The sequence below is a fragment of the Bradyrhizobium sp. AZCC 1610 genome, from assembly GCF_036924515.1.
Classification (GTDB): Bacteria; Pseudomonadota; Alphaproteobacteria; order Rhizobiales; family Xanthobacteraceae; genus Bradyrhizobium.
In genome coordinates this window covers 5,316,893-5,332,822 of record NZ_JAZHRR010000001.1, presented here as the reverse complement: position 1 = coordinate 5,332,822, position 15,930 = coordinate 5,316,893, and the positions used below count along the sequence as shown (strand labels likewise).

The 15,930-nt window shown below is 62.1% G+C and carries 15 protein-coding genes; 3 read left to right on the top strand and 12 right to left on the bottom strand.

All coding sequences use genetic code 11. The features are described from left to right. Window positions 1-96 precede the first annotated feature (96 nt). The 11 genes from V1279_RS26395 to pqqA all read right to left on the bottom strand — a co-directional run bounded on the left by V1279_RS26395 (window position 97) and on the right by pqqA (window position 11,847). Window positions 97-1,152 (bottom strand): 2-oxoacid:ferredoxin oxidoreductase subunit beta, encoded by a 1,056-nt coding sequence (locus V1279_RS26395; RefSeq protein WP_334441896.1) that lies wholly within the window; start codon window positions 1,150-1,152, stop codon window positions 97-99. Beyond that, window positions 1,149-2,999 (bottom strand): 2-oxoacid:acceptor oxidoreductase subunit alpha, encoded by a 1,851-nt coding sequence (locus tag V1279_RS26390; RefSeq protein ID WP_334441893.1) that lies wholly within the window; start codon window positions 2,997-2,999, stop codon window positions 1,149-1,151. Before V1279_RS26390 ends, V1279_RS26395 begins: the two co-directional genes overlap by 4 nt. Next, window positions 2,969-4,768, bottom strand: coding sequence for an FAD-dependent oxidoreductase (locus tag V1279_RS26385; RefSeq protein ID WP_334441890.1), 1,800 nt, complete (start codon window positions 4,766-4,768; stop codon window positions 2,969-2,971). The genes V1279_RS26390 and V1279_RS26385 overlap by 31 nt, the downstream gene beginning before the upstream one ends. A gap of 287 nt (window positions 4,769-5,055) precedes the next feature. After that, window positions 5,056-6,252 (bottom strand): chromate efflux transporter, encoded by a 1,197-nt coding sequence (gene chrA / locus V1279_RS26380; protein WP_334441888.1) that lies wholly within the window; start codon window positions 6,250-6,252, stop codon window positions 5,056-5,058. A gap of 484 nt (window positions 6,253-6,736) precedes the next feature. Then, on the bottom strand, window positions 6,737-7,402 hold the full coding sequence (locus tag V1279_RS26375) for a hypothetical protein (RefSeq protein WP_334441886.1): 666 nt from the start codon (window positions 7,400-7,402) through the stop codon (window positions 6,737-6,739). Window positions 7,403-7,413: 11 nt separating this feature from the next. Further along, the gene (pip, locus tag V1279_RS26370) at window positions 7,414-8,400 is read right to left on the bottom strand and encodes a prolyl aminopeptidase (protein WP_334441883.1); all 987 of its coding nucleotides are present in this window, start codon (window positions 8,398-8,400) and stop codon (window positions 7,414-7,416) included. Beyond that, window positions 8,390-9,598: a pyrroloquinoline quinone biosynthesis protein PqqE gene (pqqE, locus tag V1279_RS26365; RefSeq protein WP_334441881.1), complete on the bottom strand. Its 1,209-nt coding sequence runs from the start codon at window positions 9,596-9,598 to the stop codon at window positions 8,390-8,392. Before pqqE ends, pip begins: the two co-directional genes overlap by 11 nt. Continuing rightward, window positions 9,595-9,906: a pyrroloquinoline quinone biosynthesis peptide chaperone PqqD gene (gene pqqD, locus V1279_RS26360; RefSeq protein WP_334441879.1), complete on the bottom strand. Its 312-nt coding sequence runs from the start codon at window positions 9,904-9,906 to the stop codon at window positions 9,595-9,597. Before pqqD ends, pqqE begins: the two co-directional genes overlap by 4 nt. Before the next feature lie 6 nt (window positions 9,907-9,912). Further along, window positions 9,913-10,668, bottom strand: coding sequence for a pyrroloquinoline-quinone synthase PqqC (gene pqqC / locus V1279_RS26355; RefSeq protein ID WP_334446579.1), 756 nt, complete (start codon window positions 10,666-10,668; stop codon window positions 9,913-9,915). Between the two features lie 20 nt (window positions 10,669-10,688). Then, on the bottom strand, window positions 10,689-11,618 hold the full coding sequence (gene pqqB, locus V1279_RS26350; RefSeq protein WP_334441877.1) for a pyrroloquinoline quinone biosynthesis protein PqqB: 930 nt from the start codon (window positions 11,616-11,618) through the stop codon (window positions 10,689-10,691). 148 nt (window positions 11,619-11,766) lie between these two features. Further along, window positions 11,767-11,847 (bottom strand): pyrroloquinoline quinone precursor peptide PqqA, encoded by an 81-nt coding sequence (pqqA, locus tag V1279_RS26345; protein WP_035635412.1) that lies wholly within the window; start codon window positions 11,845-11,847, stop codon window positions 11,767-11,769. Between the two features lie 309 nt (window positions 11,848-12,156). Between pqqA and V1279_RS26340 the strand changes: the two genes are divergently transcribed. Together V1279_RS26340 and V1279_RS26335 are read left to right on the top strand one after the other, a co-directional pair. Further along, a complete protein-coding gene (locus V1279_RS26340) occupies window positions 12,157-12,414 on the top strand; it encodes a DUF6894 family protein (protein ID WP_334441874.1) in 258 nt (85 codons plus the stop codon). Window positions 12,415-12,587: 173 nt separating this feature from the next. Next, window positions 12,588-13,877, top strand: a complete 1,290-nt coding sequence (locus V1279_RS26335; RefSeq protein ID WP_442894819.1) for a PQQ-dependent sugar dehydrogenase — start codon at window positions 12,588-12,590, stop codon at window positions 13,875-13,877. Between the two features lie 136 nt (window positions 13,878-14,013). Here the strand turns inward: V1279_RS26335 and V1279_RS26330 are convergent, their stop codons facing one another. Continuing rightward, a complete protein-coding gene (locus V1279_RS26330; RefSeq protein WP_334432501.1) occupies window positions 14,014-15,168 on the bottom strand; it encodes an IS4 family transposase in 1,155 nt (384 codons plus the stop codon). A gap of 147 nt (window positions 15,169-15,315) precedes the next feature. Between V1279_RS26330 and V1279_RS26325 the strand changes: the two genes are divergently transcribed. Beyond that, complete coding sequence (locus V1279_RS26325) at window positions 15,316-15,882, top strand: c-type cytochrome (protein ID WP_334441871.1); 567 nt, start codon at window positions 15,316-15,318, stop codon at window positions 15,880-15,882. The last annotated feature ends 48 nt before the right edge of the window (window positions 15,883-15,930 follow it).

Sequence of the window (15,930 nt, the reverse complement as noted above, 5' to 3'; positions counted from 1 at the left end):
AGCCCGGTTCTGATTGTATCAGAACCGGGCTCTAGATTTTTGTTGACGCGTTTTCTTGAAGCGAACCGGTGCCCACTTCGCTCGAAAACGCTATGGCTACCGCAGACTGGCGTTGATCTTTTCCAGCGCGCCCGCGCCGGGGCACAGGTCCTTGGCTTCCAGCGTATTGAGCGGCGTCTCGACGGTGTCGAGATGGCTGTGGAGGTCTTCGGAGTCTGGATCGACGTAGAGCAGCCCGGTCACCACCTGGCCCTTGGCGGCGTGCTTCTGCAGGAAGGTCATGGCCGCCAGCCGGTCGTTGGCGTCATAGTCAGCGTCGATCTTGCGCAGCGCCAGCCTCGTTCCGTCATGCTGCTCGACCATCTGCACCGTGCCCGGCGCGTAGTCGACCGTGATCGGGTCGCGGCCGGTGAGCACGTCGAGGCGATTCACCGCGTCGTTATGCTCGCGGACGTAATCAAAACTCTTGGTCGAGCCGGCGTGGTTGTTGAAGGCGATGCAGGGGCTGATGACGTCGATGAAGGACGCGCCCTTGTGCCGGATGGCGGCCGCAATCAGCGGCACCAATTGTGTCTTGTCGCCGGAGAAGCTGCGCGCCACGAAGCTCGCCCCTAACTGCAGCGCGATCGCCACCAGATCGATGGCGTTGTCGGTGTTCGTCACGCCCTTCTTGGACTTCGAGCCGCGGTCGGCGGTGGCCGAGAACTGGCCCTTGGTCAGGCCGTACACGCCGTTGTTCTCGACGATGTAGGTCATGTTGACGCCGCGCCGGATCGAATGCGCGAACTGGCCGAAGCCGATCGAGGCACTGTCGCCGTCGCCGGAAACGCCGAGATAGATCAGGTCGCGGTTGGCGAGGTTGGCGCCGGTCAGGACCGACGGCATGCGGCCGTGCACCGAGTTGAAGCCGTGCGAATTGCCGAGGAAATAATCCGGCGTCTTCGACGAGCAGCCGATGCCGGAAATCTTGGCGACGCGATGCGGCTCGATCGAGAGCTCATAGCAGGCTTCGATGATCGAGGCAGTGATCGAGTCGTGGCCGCAGCCGGCGCACAGCGTCGAGATCTTCCCCTCGTAGTCGCGGTGGGTATAGCCGAGTTCGTTCTTCGGCAGGCCGGGATGATGGAATTTTGGCTTTGCAATGTAGGTCATGACACGGCCTTGCGGAGAGGAGTCACTTTGAGATGGTCCTGATGGTCGCCGATGGCGTTGGCGATGAAGCGCGCGGTGATCGGGGTGCCGTCATAGTGCAGGATCGGTACCAGCCGGACCGGATCGATGCCGTTCTCGTTGACGATCAACTGGCGCAGCTGGCCGTCGCGGTTCTGCTCGACCACGTAAACGAAATCATGGTCGGCGATGAAGCTCGCCACGCTGGAGTGGAACGGGAAGGCGCGGATGCGCAGCCGATCGAGCTGATGCCCGCGCGCTTCCAATAGCCCGATCGCCTCGTCCATTGCGGGTGCGGTCGAGCCGAAATAGATCACGCCGTATTTGGTCGGCTTGGCGGCGTTGGCCTGCAATGGCCGCGGCACCATGTCTTGCGCGGTCTCGAACTTGCGCACCAGCCGCTGCATGTTGTCGGCATAAACCGCGCCTTCTTCCGAGTAGCGCGCGTAGCGGTCGCGCGAGGTGCCGCGGGTGAAGAACGAGCCTTTGGTCGGGTGCGTGCCCGGATAAGTGCGGTAGGGAATGCCGTCGCCGTCGACGTCGAGATAGCGGCCGAAGTCGCGGCCGGGCTCGTCGAGCATTTCAGCAGTCATCACCTTGCCGCGGTCATATTGCCGCGCGTCATCCCACTTCAGCGGGCGGCAGAGGCGATGGTTCATGCCGATGTCGAGGTCGAGCATCAGGAAGATCATGGTCTGCAGCCGGTCGGCGAGATCGAACGATTGTGCCGCGAACTCGAACGCTTCGGCCGGGTCTTCCGGAAACAGCAGGATGTGCTTGGTATCGCCGTGCGAAGCATAGGCGCAGGCGATGATGTCGCATTGCTGGGTGCGCGTCGGCATGCCGGTCGAGGGGCCGGCGCGCTGGATGTTCATGATCACGGCTGGAATTTCCGCGAAATAGGACAGGCCGATGAATTCGGTCATCAAGGAGATGCCGGGACCGGAGGTTGCGGTGAAGGCCCGCGCGCCATTCCAGGAGGCGCCGATCACGATGCCGATGGATGCGAGCTCATCTTCGCCTTGCACGATCGCGTATTTCGCCTTGCCGGTCTCAGGGTCGTGCCGCAGCTTCTTGCAGTGGCTCGTGAAGGCCTCCGCCACCGACGACGACGGCGTGATCGGATACCAGGCGCAGACGGTGGCGCCGCCATAGACCGCGCCGAGCGCAGCCGCGCTGTTGCCTTCGATGAAGATACGTTCGCCGACCTTGTCGGACTTCTTCACCCGCAGCCCGATCGGGCATTTCAGGTTCTGCAGTGCCCAGTCGCGGCCGAGATGCAGCGCATGCACGTTCGACGACAGCAGCTTTTCCTTGCCCTTGTACTGCTCGCCGATGAGCTGCTCGACCAGCTTCGGGTCCATGTCGAGCAGGGCGCAGAGTGCGCCGAGATAGATGATGTTCTTGAACAGCTGGCGCTGGCGCGGATCGGTATAGGTCGAGTTGGTGATCGCGGTCAGCGGCACGCCGATCACGTTGATATCGGCACGGAATTTCGACGTCGGCATCGGCTTGGTCGAATCGTAGAACAGATAGCCGCCGGGCTCGATCGAGGCGACGTCCTTGTCCCAGGTCTGCGGGTTCATCGCCACCATCAAGTCGACCCCGCCGCGGGCGCCGAGATGGTCGGCTTCGGTCACCCGCACCTCGTACCAGGTCGGAAGGCCCTGGATGTTGGAGGGGAAGATGTTGCGCGGTGAGACCGGAACGCCGTGGCGCAGGATCGAGCGCGCGAACAGTTCGTTGGCGCTCGCCGAACCCGAGCCGTTGACGTTGGCGAAGCGGACGACGAAGTCGTTTACGCTGCTGATCGGGCTTTGGACTGACATGTTGATCCCGCGTGAGTCATATCGATGAGGTACTTCTGCATGTCCCAGGCGCCGGTGGGGCAACGCTCGGCGCACAGTCCGCAATGCAGGCAGACGTCTTCGTCCTTCACCATAACGCGCCCGGTCTTGAGCCCGTCGGCGACATAGAGGTCCTGGTCGCGGTGCGGCGAGGGTGCTTTCAGCCGCTGTCTGAGATCCTCTTCCTCGCCATTCTCTGTAAAGGTGATGCAGTCCATCGGGCAGATGTCGACGCAGGCGTCGCATTCGATGCAGGCGGGCGCCGAGAATACGGTCTGCACGTCGCAGTTCAGGCAGCGCTGCGCCTCGCCGAGCGCGAGCTTGACGTCATAGCCGAGCTCGACCTCGGTCTTGATATCCTTCAGCGCGATCACCTTGTCGCGATGTGGCACCTTGTAGCGCTTGTCGCCGGAGATGTCGTTGTCGTAGCTCCACTCGTGGATGCCCATCTTCTGCGAGGAGATTTGCACTTCGGGCAGCGGACGCTCGGTGATGTCTTCGCCCGAGATCATCTTGTGGATCGACAGCGCAGCGTCGTGGCCATGCGCGACCGCCCAGATGATATTCTTCGGGCCAAACGCCGCGTCGCCACCGAAGAACACTTTCGGATTGGTCGACACGAAGGTCTTTGCGTCGACCTGCGGCATGTTCCACTTGTCGAACTCGATGCCGCAGTCGCGCTCGATCCACGGGAACGCATTCTCCTGGCCGACCGCGACCAGCACGTCGTCGCAGGGGATGGTCTGATCGGGTTCGCCCGAGGGCACCAGGTTGCGGCGGCCCTTGGCGTCGTATTCGGCTTTCACCTTCTGGAAGGTGACGCCGATGAGCTTGCCGCCTACATGCTTGAATGCCACCGGCACCATGTAATTGAGGATCGGAATATCCTCGTGAAGAGCGTCTTCCTTTTCCCAGGGGCTCGCCTTCATTTCCTCGAAGCCGGAACGCACGATCACCTTGACGTCGGTGCCGCCGAGCCGGCGCGCGGTGCGGCAGCAATCCATCGCGGTGTTGCCGCCGCCAAGCACGATGACGCGGCGGCCGATCTTCTCGACATGGCCGAACGAGACCGACGCCAGCCATTCGATGCCGATGTGGATATTGGCGGCTGCTTCCTTGCGGCCGGGGATATCGAGCTCGCGGCCACGCGGGGCGCCGGAGCCGATGAAGATCGCGTCGTAGTTCTCGTTGAGCAGCTTCTTCAGGCTGTCGATGCGATGCCCGCCCTTGAACTCGACGCCGAGGTTGAGGATGTAATCGGTTTCCTCATCGATGACCGTGTCAGGCAGGCGGAACTTTGGAATCTGGCTCCGCATCATGCCGCCCGCCTTGGGATCGGCATCGAACACGGTGCAGTGATAGCCGAGGGGCGCGAGGTCGCGCGCTACCGCCAGCGAAGCGGGACCGCCGCCGACGAGAGCAATGCGCTTGCCGTTCTTGGCCAGCGGCTTCGGCATGCGGTGCTTGACGTCGTCCTTGAAGTCGGCGGCGACGCGCTTCAGGCGGCAGATCGCAACCGGAGTTTCCTCGACGCGGCCACGGCGGCATGCGGGCTCGCACGGACGATCGCAGGTGCGCCCCAGAATTCCGGGAAACACATTCGATTTCCAATTGATCATGTAGGCGTCGCTATAACGCCCCTCGGCAATCAAACGGATGTACTCGGGAACCGGTGTGTGTGCGGGGCAGGCCCATTGGCAATCGACCACTTTGTGAAAGTAGTCAGGCGCCGAGATATCAGTCGGTTTCATTCCTACCTTGTCCGCGCCAGCAACCGGAACGCGGCCTTATTTTGCCTGCGAACGCTTAACGAGCGTTCTTGTGGTTTTTGAATTGGATCATAGGCTTATCTTATTAGAGCCATTCCAGAAGCTGCACACAAGCCAATTTTGCGCGATCTCCAGCTTTCAACTGCATGGGAGCTTGGACTTGGCGTCGTAGCGTCAATGCGGCAGTGCAGCATTTGCAGTGCAGCTTTAACTTTCGGACCGGATGGCCTTCGCGCATGTCGAGCAAACGTGGATGCGAGGACGTGTGCTCAGATCAACCGCAGAATGGCGCCGGTCGTCCCCAACAGGACGACGACGATCCATGGTGCGAGTTTCCAAACCGTCAGCAGCAGGAAGCCGGCGAGCGCCACGGCGAAATCGCGTGGGGTGAGCACGGCGCTGGTCCATACCGGATTGTAGAGCGCCGCGCCAAGGATGCCCACGACGGCGGCATTGGTGCCGCGCATGGCGGCCTGCGCGGTGGGACGCAGGCGTAACGCATCCCAGAACGGCAGCATGCCATAGACCAGCAGCAGTCCCGGCAGAGACAAGGCAATGAGTGCAATCGCGGCACCGGCGAGACCATTGGGAGCGGGTCCAATGGCGCCGAGATAGGCCGCAAAGGTGAAGAGCGGTCCGGGCACCGCTTGCGCCATGCCGTAGCCGGCGAGGAAATCCGCATTGCTGACCCAGCCCGGCGTCACGACTTCCGCCTGCAACAGCGGCAGCACGACATGGCCGCCGCCGAACACCAGCGCGCCTGAGCGATAAAACGCGTCGAACAGGGCAAGGCCCTGCGAGCCGGTCCTTGCCGTCACCAGCGGCGTGACCACGAACAGCACCGCAAAGAGCACGAGTGCGATGACGCCAACGCGGTGCGACACCGAGAATCCGAGGTGGCCGGTTGGCGCGGGTCCATCTCCGCGGCACAGCCAGAGCCCGGCTACGGCCCCGAGCGCGATGGCGCCGATCTGCCCAAACGATCCGCCGATGAAAACCACGATCGCAACAGCCGCAAGCGCGATCGCCGCCCGCGCCCGGTCCGGCGTCAGGCTGTTGGCCATGCCCCAGATCGCCTGCGCGACCACGGCGACCGCGACTAGCTTCAGGCCATGAAGAACGCCTTCGGCGAACGGGCCGGTAAAGATCGTTGCACCGAGCGCAAAGGCGAACATGATGAGGGCGGAGGGCATGGTGAAGGCGAACCACGCCGCCAATCCGCCGAGCAGGCCGTTGCCGCGCAAAATGCCGAGGGTGAAGCCGACCTGGCTGGATGCCGGACCGGGCAAGAACTGGCAGAGCGCAACGACGTCAGCATAGCTGCTTTCGCTGAGCCATTTCCGCCGTTCGACGAATTCCGCCCTGAAGTAACCGAGATGCGCGATCGGCCCGCCGAACGACGTAAGGCCTAGCTTGAGGAAGGCGACGAAAACCTCGGCGATACCGCCCGAAGATTTTTCCGCCATGCATTCAACTCCATCGACGGCTGAAAATACCGGGAACCGGCAACCAAGCGCTTGGGACAACGTTTAGCAAAAAAGTAGATGCATTTCGCATGCTCAGCGGATCGGTCGACACCAGGAAGATGAAGGAGCGATTCCAGGCGACTATCACACATCTAAGAGAGAACATGAGCAAGGTAATCGAAAGTGATGTTAGAGGCTTCGGCGGAAGTCCTCATCCGCCTTATCAAGGCCTTCGACCATTGTGAGAAGAAGAATCAAAGCCGCCTGGCGCAAGCACTCATCGTGCGGACCCGCTCCGAACCGAGCAATCCTTGCCTGAAGGCAAATCCCGGCCATCGGTTTACACGACCTTGCGTTAACAGCACCTTCATTGGTGGTTTCTTACCGGCGGCGTGTTCGACGCAGGCCATTTCGATTGGCCGGCACAGCGCAGTATCAGGATTTCCTGTCGGGCCGCGCCGGCCGGTTCGGATGGCCGCTCAAGCTAGCCGATATCGCTCTTCGCCAGATCCCACAGCAGCCGGTAGATTCCGCTTGAGATCGTCAGCGGCTTCAATGCGATATTGCCGCTGAAGCGCAGCATGGCTGCGGGCACCGCGCCAACATCGGTTGCATCGATCAGCACGAACCAGTCGCCGGCGCCCGGATTGGGTGCAGAGGGATCATCAGTGATCGGCTTCGACAGCGCCGGGTCGCTCTCGATCAGGTGCATGGAGATGATCCCGTCGAGCTGTGTGGGATCGAGTTGCTCGCTCATTGCGGCACGCAATTTGTCCTCGCCGCTGGCCGGGGGGCGCAGCCTGACAATGCCGAGCGCTGCGCCGCGGCCGGCGCCTTGGCTGATCGTGATGCGCGCGACCGCCCGGATCATATTCTTGAAGCGGGCGATGTTGGCCTTTGACCACTCCGTCTGGTTCGCCAGCGCGGTGCGATAGGCCGGGCTGTCCAGCACCTCGAAGGTCTCGGTGGAGTAGAGGCTGAGATATTTCGGGTTGCCGTCGTGCGCGACGTAGCGGCGGGCCTCGAGGAAGCCGTCGATGGCCACCCGCTCTTCGAGATGTTCGCGGTCGTACCAGCGATTGAACTCGGCCTCGTGCGCAGCGTCGATGTTCATCGACGTCAGCAGCATGCCTTTACCCGCCATAGGCATTTTCTTGATTCCTATTTGCCAGTTCTGGAAGCCATGTCCGCGATCGCCTTCATCACGGCGTCGCGGACGCCGGGATCGTACAGCGTGTGGCCGGCGCCCTCGACGAAACGGATCTCGGCCTCGCGCCATACGGCTGCGAGCGCGTGCGAGGTTGCGGGTGGACACAGCAGGTCGTAGCGGCCCTGCACGATGATGCCGGGGATGCCGGCGAGCTTGCTCGCCTCATGTAGCAACTGGTTGGGCGGCATGAAGCAGTCATTGGCGAAATAATGCGCTTCCATGAATGGCGTGGTCGGCAGGCCTCGCGATGAACCAAGCGCCGCCAGATCGAGGCGTGTGCGGTTCGGCGCGTGTTCGGAAAGAATGCGTTCGGTTTCGCCCCATGCCCGCGCTGCGGGAATATTCACGTCAGGATTGGGGTCGAGGATGCGGCGAAAATACGCCTGCAGCGGTTGCGCGCGTTCGTCTTCCGGCAACACGCTCAGGAAGTCGACGTAAAGGTCCGGATAGAAACGCGGCAGCGTGTTGAGAAATCCGGTTTCGATTTCCCCGATCGTGCCGAGGAATGTCGCGCGCAGCACGATGCCGGTGACGCGGTCGGGATGGGTCTGCGCATACGCCAGCGCCAGCGTCGCGCCCCAGGAGCCGCCGACGATCATCCAGCGTTCGAAGCCGAACTTTTCGCGGATCGCCTCCATGTCCGCGATCAGGTGCGGCAGCGTGTTGGCTTCGCGGCGGCCCTTGGGGCGGCTGCGGCCGGCGCCGCGCTGGTCGAACAGCACGGCGTGGAAGCGCTCGGGATCGAACAGCCGGCGATGGTCCGGCTGGCAGCCGCTGCCGGGCCCGCCATGCAGATAGACCGCGGCAATGCCGCCGACGCGGCCGACGCTTTCGACATAGATATCGTGACCGTCGCCGACCGCGAGCTGCTCCGACGTCAGCGGCGCAAACGGATCGGCGGGTTTGATGGATTTGCCGGCGTCGGCGTCAGGCGCCATGCTCGCCTTCCGTTTCCAGCGTGCCGCCGGCGAAATTGCGATAGAGGAAGCGGTCCTGGTGCGCGGCCGCCTCGCGTTCGGCGTCCTTGAAGATCTTCTCGTGCATCGGCGACAGCGTGCAGGCCGGGTCGGTATTGCCGGCGTCTCCCGTCAGCGCAAAGGCCTGGCAGCGGCAGCCGCCGAAATCGACCTCGCGGAATTCGCAGCTCTTGCACGGCTCGGGCATCCAGCCGGTGCCGCGATAGCGGTTGAAGGCCTCGGAATTCTGCCAGATCCAGGCGATCGAATGATTGGAGCGCACGGATTCGAATTCGAGCCCGGTGATGCTTTCCGCCGCATGGCAGGGCAGGACCTTGCCCGCAGGCGAGATGTTGAAGAACTGTCGGCCCCAGCCGCCCATGCATTTCTTCGGCCGCAGCGCGTAATAGTCCGGCACGACATAGTCGATGGCGAGAATGCCCTTCAGCCGCACGGCGGCTTCCTCGACGATCCGGCTGGTTTCCTCGATCTGCTCGAGCGTCGGCATCAAGGCGGCGCGGTTCTTCAAGGCCCAGCCGTAATACTGGACGTTGGCGACCTCGAGCCGGTCGGCGTCGAGATCGACCGCCATCTGGATAATATCCTGGAGCTGATGCAGGTTCTGGCGGTGCATGACCGCGTTCACAGTGAGCGGCAGGTCGAGCTCGCGCGTCCACTTCGCGGCTTCGATCTTTTTCTCATGCGCGTTTTTCAGCCCGGCGACGCGATCGGCCACCATGGGCTCGTTGCCCTGGAAACTGATCTGCACATGGCAGAGCCCTGCATCGGCCAGTGCGGAAAGTTTTTCCTTTGTCAGCAGCACCGCTGACGTAATGAGATTGCTGTACAGCCCGACGTCGGTCGCATGCTGCACCAGCTCCACCAGGTCCTTGCGCGCGGTCGGTTCGCCGCCCGAGAAATGGATTTGCAGCACGCCGATTTCGGCGAGTTCGCTTAAGACCTTCTTCCATTCTTCGGTCGTCAGTTCGCTGCCGCCACGGTCGAGTTCGATCGGGTTCGAGCAGTAGGGGCATTGCAGCGGGCAGCGATGCGTCAACTCGGCGAGCACGGCGAGCGGAATGCCGAACGTTTCCGCGGTCGAACGTTGCGATTCCAGAACCGCGAGCCCGTCGCTGGACGCGGTGCCGGCTGTTTTGCCATCGGCGAGAATGTCGTTCATGACGTCTTCTCACGCGCTTCGGTCAGAAAACCCTTGTCGGCGAGGTCCTGCAGCATCGCAATAACGTCGGTGGCAATCGCCTCGCGGGGGGCTGTGTACTTGACGGTAAGCTGGTCGATCATGTCAGCAACGCTGCGCACGCCGTCGCAAAGCTGCAGCACCTCGACCGCGATCTCGTCCGGCGCCAGCACGCGCTCCGGCGCCAGGATCACCCAGACCTGCCGCGTCTCATCGAATTTCAGCCGGGCATGCCGCGGCAATTTCGGCCGGCTCGCCTCGCTGACACTGATGTTGCGGCTCAAAGCCATCGATCGCTAGTCTCCCTTGGGCACGAACGCGCCGGGCGGAATGTGGCCCTCGACATAGGCATGATACAGCGCGTCGAGCTGAACCCATAGCACATTGGTCTTGAAGATCAGCGCGTTGCAGACCGCCTCGCGCTCCGCCGGCGTCCTTGCATTGGCCTTGACGTATTGCAGCGCGAAGCCCGCGTCGCGCGGCGCCTGCGTCAGGCGGCGGCTGAAATAGCTCATGATATCGGGATTAACGAAATCATAGTGCCGCAGCATCCCCGAGATGCGCTCCTCATGCAGATTCGGCGCGAACAGTTCCGTTAGCGAGGAGGCGATGGCTTCCAACGGCGTTCTGTCGCGGCAGAAATGCACGTAGGCTTCCACCGCAAACCGTGTCGCGGGCAGGATGCCTTCGGTCGATTCTACATAAGCGCTGTCGAGCCCAAGGCCCTCGGTCAGCTTCAGCCAGCGCTCGATACCGCCTTCGCTGCCGATATCACCATCGTGATCCTCGATCCGGTGCCGCCATTCGATCCTTGTGGCGCGGTCGCGGAACCGCGAGATCACCATCGCGTCCTTCAGCGGGATCGTGCTCTGGTAGAAATAGCGGTTCAGCGCCCAGGCCTGCACCTGTCCCTTGTTGAGCTTGCCGCCGTGCAGCAGCCGGTGGAACGGATGCAGATTGTGATACCGCGTCGCGCCGATGTGGCGGAGCATCGCTTCGAGCTCATCGGCATTGCTGAGCGTGATGCCCTTGCCGATCGAGTACGCGGTCATTCCGCTGGTAGGCACCACATTCACAGCGTGATCTCCGTTCCGTCGGCGGGAATCTGCCAGCCCGCCTGTTCCACTGCCTTTCGCTCGTCCGAGCCGGAGAGCAGAGCGGGGTTGGAGTTGTTGATATGCAGGAACACCTTGCGGCCGATGTCGAGGCCGGCAAGGCTCTCGATCGCTCCATGTTCGCCCGACATCGAAATATGGCCCATCCCTTGTCCCGTCTTGGTACCGAGGCCCTGAACAATCAATTCATCGTCGCGCCACACGGTGCCGTCGAAGAAGACCAGCGCGGCGCCCGCCAGGCGCGATTTGAGATCGTCGGTCACCCTCGCGCAGGCGGCCAGGAAATAGAAGTACTTGCCGCTTCCCTTGTCCAGAATCCGTAAGCCCAGCGTATCGCCCGCGCCGTCGCCGCCCGCCGGATGCGCCTTGCCTTCGAGATACCACGCGCCCTTGCCGGGAACCGCGAAGGGGAGGATTTCCATGCCGGATGGGGAACCGTCGGGCAGGGCCGGCTCGAATGCCCTGTCGACCTCGATCGGCCGCCGCTTCACGTTGTTTTCGCCCAGCACGTTAAAGATGCTGTTGGATTGCAAAATCGCAAGGACCCGCTCATGCGCGTACAGCGTAAAGGGCGAACCCTCGCGCATCGACAACAGCCCTGCGACCGCATCGATCTCGCCATTGGTCAGGATGACGCCGGCGATCGGGCTGTGCCTGACCTGTCCGGCTTTGGGGTGAAGTTGCGGCGTCGCAATCACCTGCTGACGCAGGTCGGGCGAAGCATTGATGAGATACCAGTGCTTGCTGTCGGCGCTGACCGCGATCGAGGCCTGGGTGCTTTGCAGTTTGGGATTTTCGCTTCGTGCTTTCCGGCATACCGGACATCCGCAATTCCACTGCGGAATGCCGCCACCTGCCGCGGCGCCCAGGACGACGACGCGAAGCATGATCCGTCTCCTGGAGATCGCAAAACTTGAAGATACGAGCTTGGCTACAAACGCCACGAGGTGGATGCCCGCCTTGGACACAGCTCCGCTCTCGGGAACGTGTCAGGCCCGGGGCTCCACCTGCGTGAGTTACGAAATGCGCTGCCGCTTACTTGCGGGTGGCGCACATATACATGTTGATTTCCATGCCGACCGATACTTCGACGATTTTCGGCGCTTTCCAGGCCATTTGCCTCTCCCTTTTGATGCCGGGCGAACTCCGCCCTTCCAGGTTAAGGTACTGCGGATCAGAAAGTTCGCCAGTTAAATCTTTTGCGTGGAACCCTCATTTGTTTATGTTGCATTGCAAAGGGATTTCACGGAGTTGTGCGGAGGGGCTCGCTCAAAACAACGTGGGATCAAGCGTTTCGTGGTTGTTCGCACCGTCGCGAGTGGCAATTCTGGGTGTGACGGAGCGCTGCCGGCTCCGGATAAAGAACTTGTGAGATAGCGACGGCCTCCGGTGGCGGGGCCGCAAACCGGAGCCAGGTTTCCGCCGATGCCGCGATATTATTTCAACACCCGTATCGGCGATGAGCTGATTTCCGATCCCGACGGCGAAGTGCTTGTCGATCCCGATCGCGCCTGGGAAATGGCGCGCGCGATGATCCGGGAGCTGCTCAAGACCGACGGCGCCGATGGCGCGTTGTTGAGCGCGATCATCGAGGTGACCGACGACGACGGCGAGGTCGTGCTGGAGTTTCCGTTCGCCGAAGCGATCCTCGATGCCCCCGGCGCCTCGGTTACGAAGCACTGACGTGCGCTGAAGCCGGTCGGCATCGGGCCGCTCATTCGGCCAGCCCGGTTTCCGTGGAAGCATGTTTCAGGTTGCGCTTCGACGGAAAAATATCGGAGATTGCCGTTCGGAAAGCCACCGGCGGCGGCACCCTCGCGTGCCACGTGTAGAGAAAAGGCTTCCGCCAGGGAGAAATGCCCATGATAAGTCATTCGTCGACGCCGCGCAGCCTGTTGCTGGCCAGCGCCTTCCTCAGTGCCTTCACGCTAACCGCCGCGGCCCAACAGCCTGCCGAACCGCCCGCTGCCGGCGCACCACCTGCGGCCGCGCCCGCGCTTCCGCCGGGATCACCGTTGATCGGACGTCCCGCCGGCAACGAAGCCGCCGCCAAGCTCGCGCCGAATGCGCCGCCGCCGATCCCCGCGGCGCCGGACAAGCTGCCGACGGCGAAGCTGAAAGTGCCGACCGGCTTCAACATCGAGGTCTATGCCGCGGGCATGGCGAATGCCCGCTCGCTCGCGCTCGGCGACAAGGGCACGGTGTTTGTCGGCAGCCGCCTGGTCGACAAGGTCTATGCCATCGTCAACAAGGACGGCAAGCGCGAGGTCAAGGTGCTGGCCTCCGGCCTCTATCGGCCGAATGGTCTCGCCTTCAAGAACGGCACGCTCTACATCGCCGAACTGTCGAGGGTCTCCAAGATCGACAAGGTCGAGGACGTTCTGGACAATCCTCCGAAGCCGACCATGATCTACGATACGTTGCCAAAGGACGAAGCCCATGGCTGGAAGTTCATCGGCATCGGTCCCGACAACAAGCTCTACGTCCCGGTTGGCCAGCCCGGCAACAACCTGCTGCATAGCGACGATCATGGTCAGATCCGCCGGATGAATCTCGACGGCTCAGGCGCGGAAGTGATCGCCAGGGGCGTTCGCCAGACCGTCGGATTCGACTGGCATCCGGAGACCAAGCAGCTCTACTTCACCGACAACGGGCGCGACTGGATGTCGGAAGACGTGCCCGAGGACGAACTGAACCGTATCACCAAGGTCGGCGAACATTTCGGCGCGCCGTTCTGCCTGCAGGGCAACATCGTCGACCCCGAATTCGGCTGGGGTAAATCCTGCAGCGAATACACCGCGCCCGTCGGTCTGATGGGCCCGCATTCCGCAGCGCTCGGCATGCGGTTCTACACCGGCAATATGTTCCCGAAGGCCTATAAGAACGTAGCCATCATCGCCCGGCACGGCTCCTGGAACAGGACCAAGAAAGTGGGCGGCGACGTTGTCATCGCCAAGCTGAACAAGGACGGCACCATGAAGTCGCTGGAGCCGTTCCTCACCGGCTTCCTGGAAGACAACAAGTATATCGGCCGGCCGGTCGACGTGCTGCAGATGAAGGACGGTTCGCTGCTGGTCTCCGACGACTGGAACGGCGCCGTCTACCGCATCAGCTACGGCAAGCAGAAGGTGGCGGGGAAGTCGTAGCGAGCGGTCCAGTTACATCGTCATGGCCGGGCTAAAGCGCGAGGCGCGTCTTCGCGCTAGATGTCCCGGCCATCCACGTCTTTGCTGCGGTTTAGTTAAGACGTGGATGCCCGGCACAAGGCCACGGCTGTCCGGTTCATTGTAAGTATAATCCGAGTTTTAACTGGTTTGAGTTGATCGGGATGGGCTGTAGGGGTTCGAGCAACTGGTTGATCGGGCGCCTGCGCATGAGGTTGGAGCGGACGAGCCGGGCAAATACGAGGGGGCTGTGTATTGCCTTTTGAGCGAGCTGGGCCATACGCAAGATGAGAAAAGCGATCAGGGCGGTAGCGATCTGAATGCGAACGGCATTCTCGGAGACCCCGATGAAGTGCCTGATTCGAAGCGTCTGCTTGACCCAGCGGAAGAACAACTCGATCTGCCAACGCTGTTTGTAAAGGTCTGCGATCTCCTGCGCCGGCGCGTCGAGATCATTGGTCACGATGCGCAACAACTTACCGGTGTCGATGATCACGCGGATCTCCCGGACCGGAACTTGCAGCGGATTGTTGCGGCTGTTGGCGAGCCGGGCCGGCAGGTGACCGATCCGGTCGCTCACAATATTGCTGCCCTTGGGAACGCGGTTCTCCTTGACCACGCTGAACGGAGTGTTCTTCTTCAGCCGTGTCACAAAGCGGCAGCCGGCATCATCGAGCCTCGCCCACCAGCCGTAATCGTAATAACCGAGGTCGTAGACGTAGGTTACACCCGGCTCGATCGGCATGGCTTTGGCGGCTGTGATGTCGTTGACGTTGGCCGGTGTCACCGCAAAGTAGACCGGTCGATCGGCATTCGGATCGTAGACGATATGCGCCTTGGCCCCGAACACATCGGCCGAAAACGTCGCCCAGCCTTCGCTCAGGCTAGAGAGCCGAACACTGGTGGAATCAATCAGCCGGACCGCGTCTGCCGCCGCGCGCCGCAGCCCGCGATGCGCTTGCGGCAACATTTGCGCAAACAACTCGCTAAACACTTGCCAAGGCCGTTTCGAATTGGCGTCCGACATCGTCGAACGCTTCACCGGTGTCGCTCCCACATGATAAAGTCGTGTCTCGTGGCTCGCCATTCCGGTCACGGCCTCCCGCAGGCTCGTTGCGCCGCTCAATTGCCCATACAGCAAAGCAATGAGGTGACGCTTCGTCGTCAATTTGCGCACCAACCGGTCGGCTCCGTGCTTTTCCACGATCTGTTCGAATCTAGACCAAGGAATGTGCTTCGTTAGACTATGAAATACGCTATTCTGATGCCGCATGGCGCGGATCTCCTTCCGTGTCTCGAACGTGTGCGAAGCGCTCAAAACACAGAAGAATCCACGTCATGCACCCTGTCCATAAAAATCGAACCGGACAGCCGTGGCACAAGGCCGGGCATGACGGGTCCTGTTGCAGAGTATTCATCGATGCGAAAACGAATCCTGGCTTTGGCGTTCGCCTCCATCGCCGCTTCCGCCAACGCCGAACCAATCGAACAACGCATCGCGCCGTGTCTCGCCTGTCACGGCGAGAAGGGCCAGTCCGAGACCGAGAACACCCCTTCGCTCGGCGGTCAGCAAGCGCCTTACACACTGATCCAGCTCTTCATGTTCCGCGAGAAGCTGCGCATCTCCGAGCCGATGAACGAGATGGCAAAGCCGCTGACCGACGACGATCTTCGCCTCTTCTCGGACTTTATCGCCAAGATACCAAAGCCCGCGCCGCCAGCGGAAAATGGCGACCCAGCACGCATGCAGCGCGGCCAGGCGCTGGTGCAGCAGCACCGCTGCGACGCCTGTCACAACCCCGATCTGTCGGGGAAGGAAAACGTCCCGCGCATCGCCAACCAGCGCGAGGACTATCTCGCCAAGACCCTTGCCGAGTACAAGGACAACAGCCGCCACGGCTATGACGCCAGCATGGCCGACGTGATGGCGCCGATTACGCCCGAGCAGATCGTCGATCTCGCCCATTACATCGCCCGCATGCGCTAAATCCGGGCGGCGCCGCCGCTGGCATTGCCCTGCGCCCGGCGCTACAAG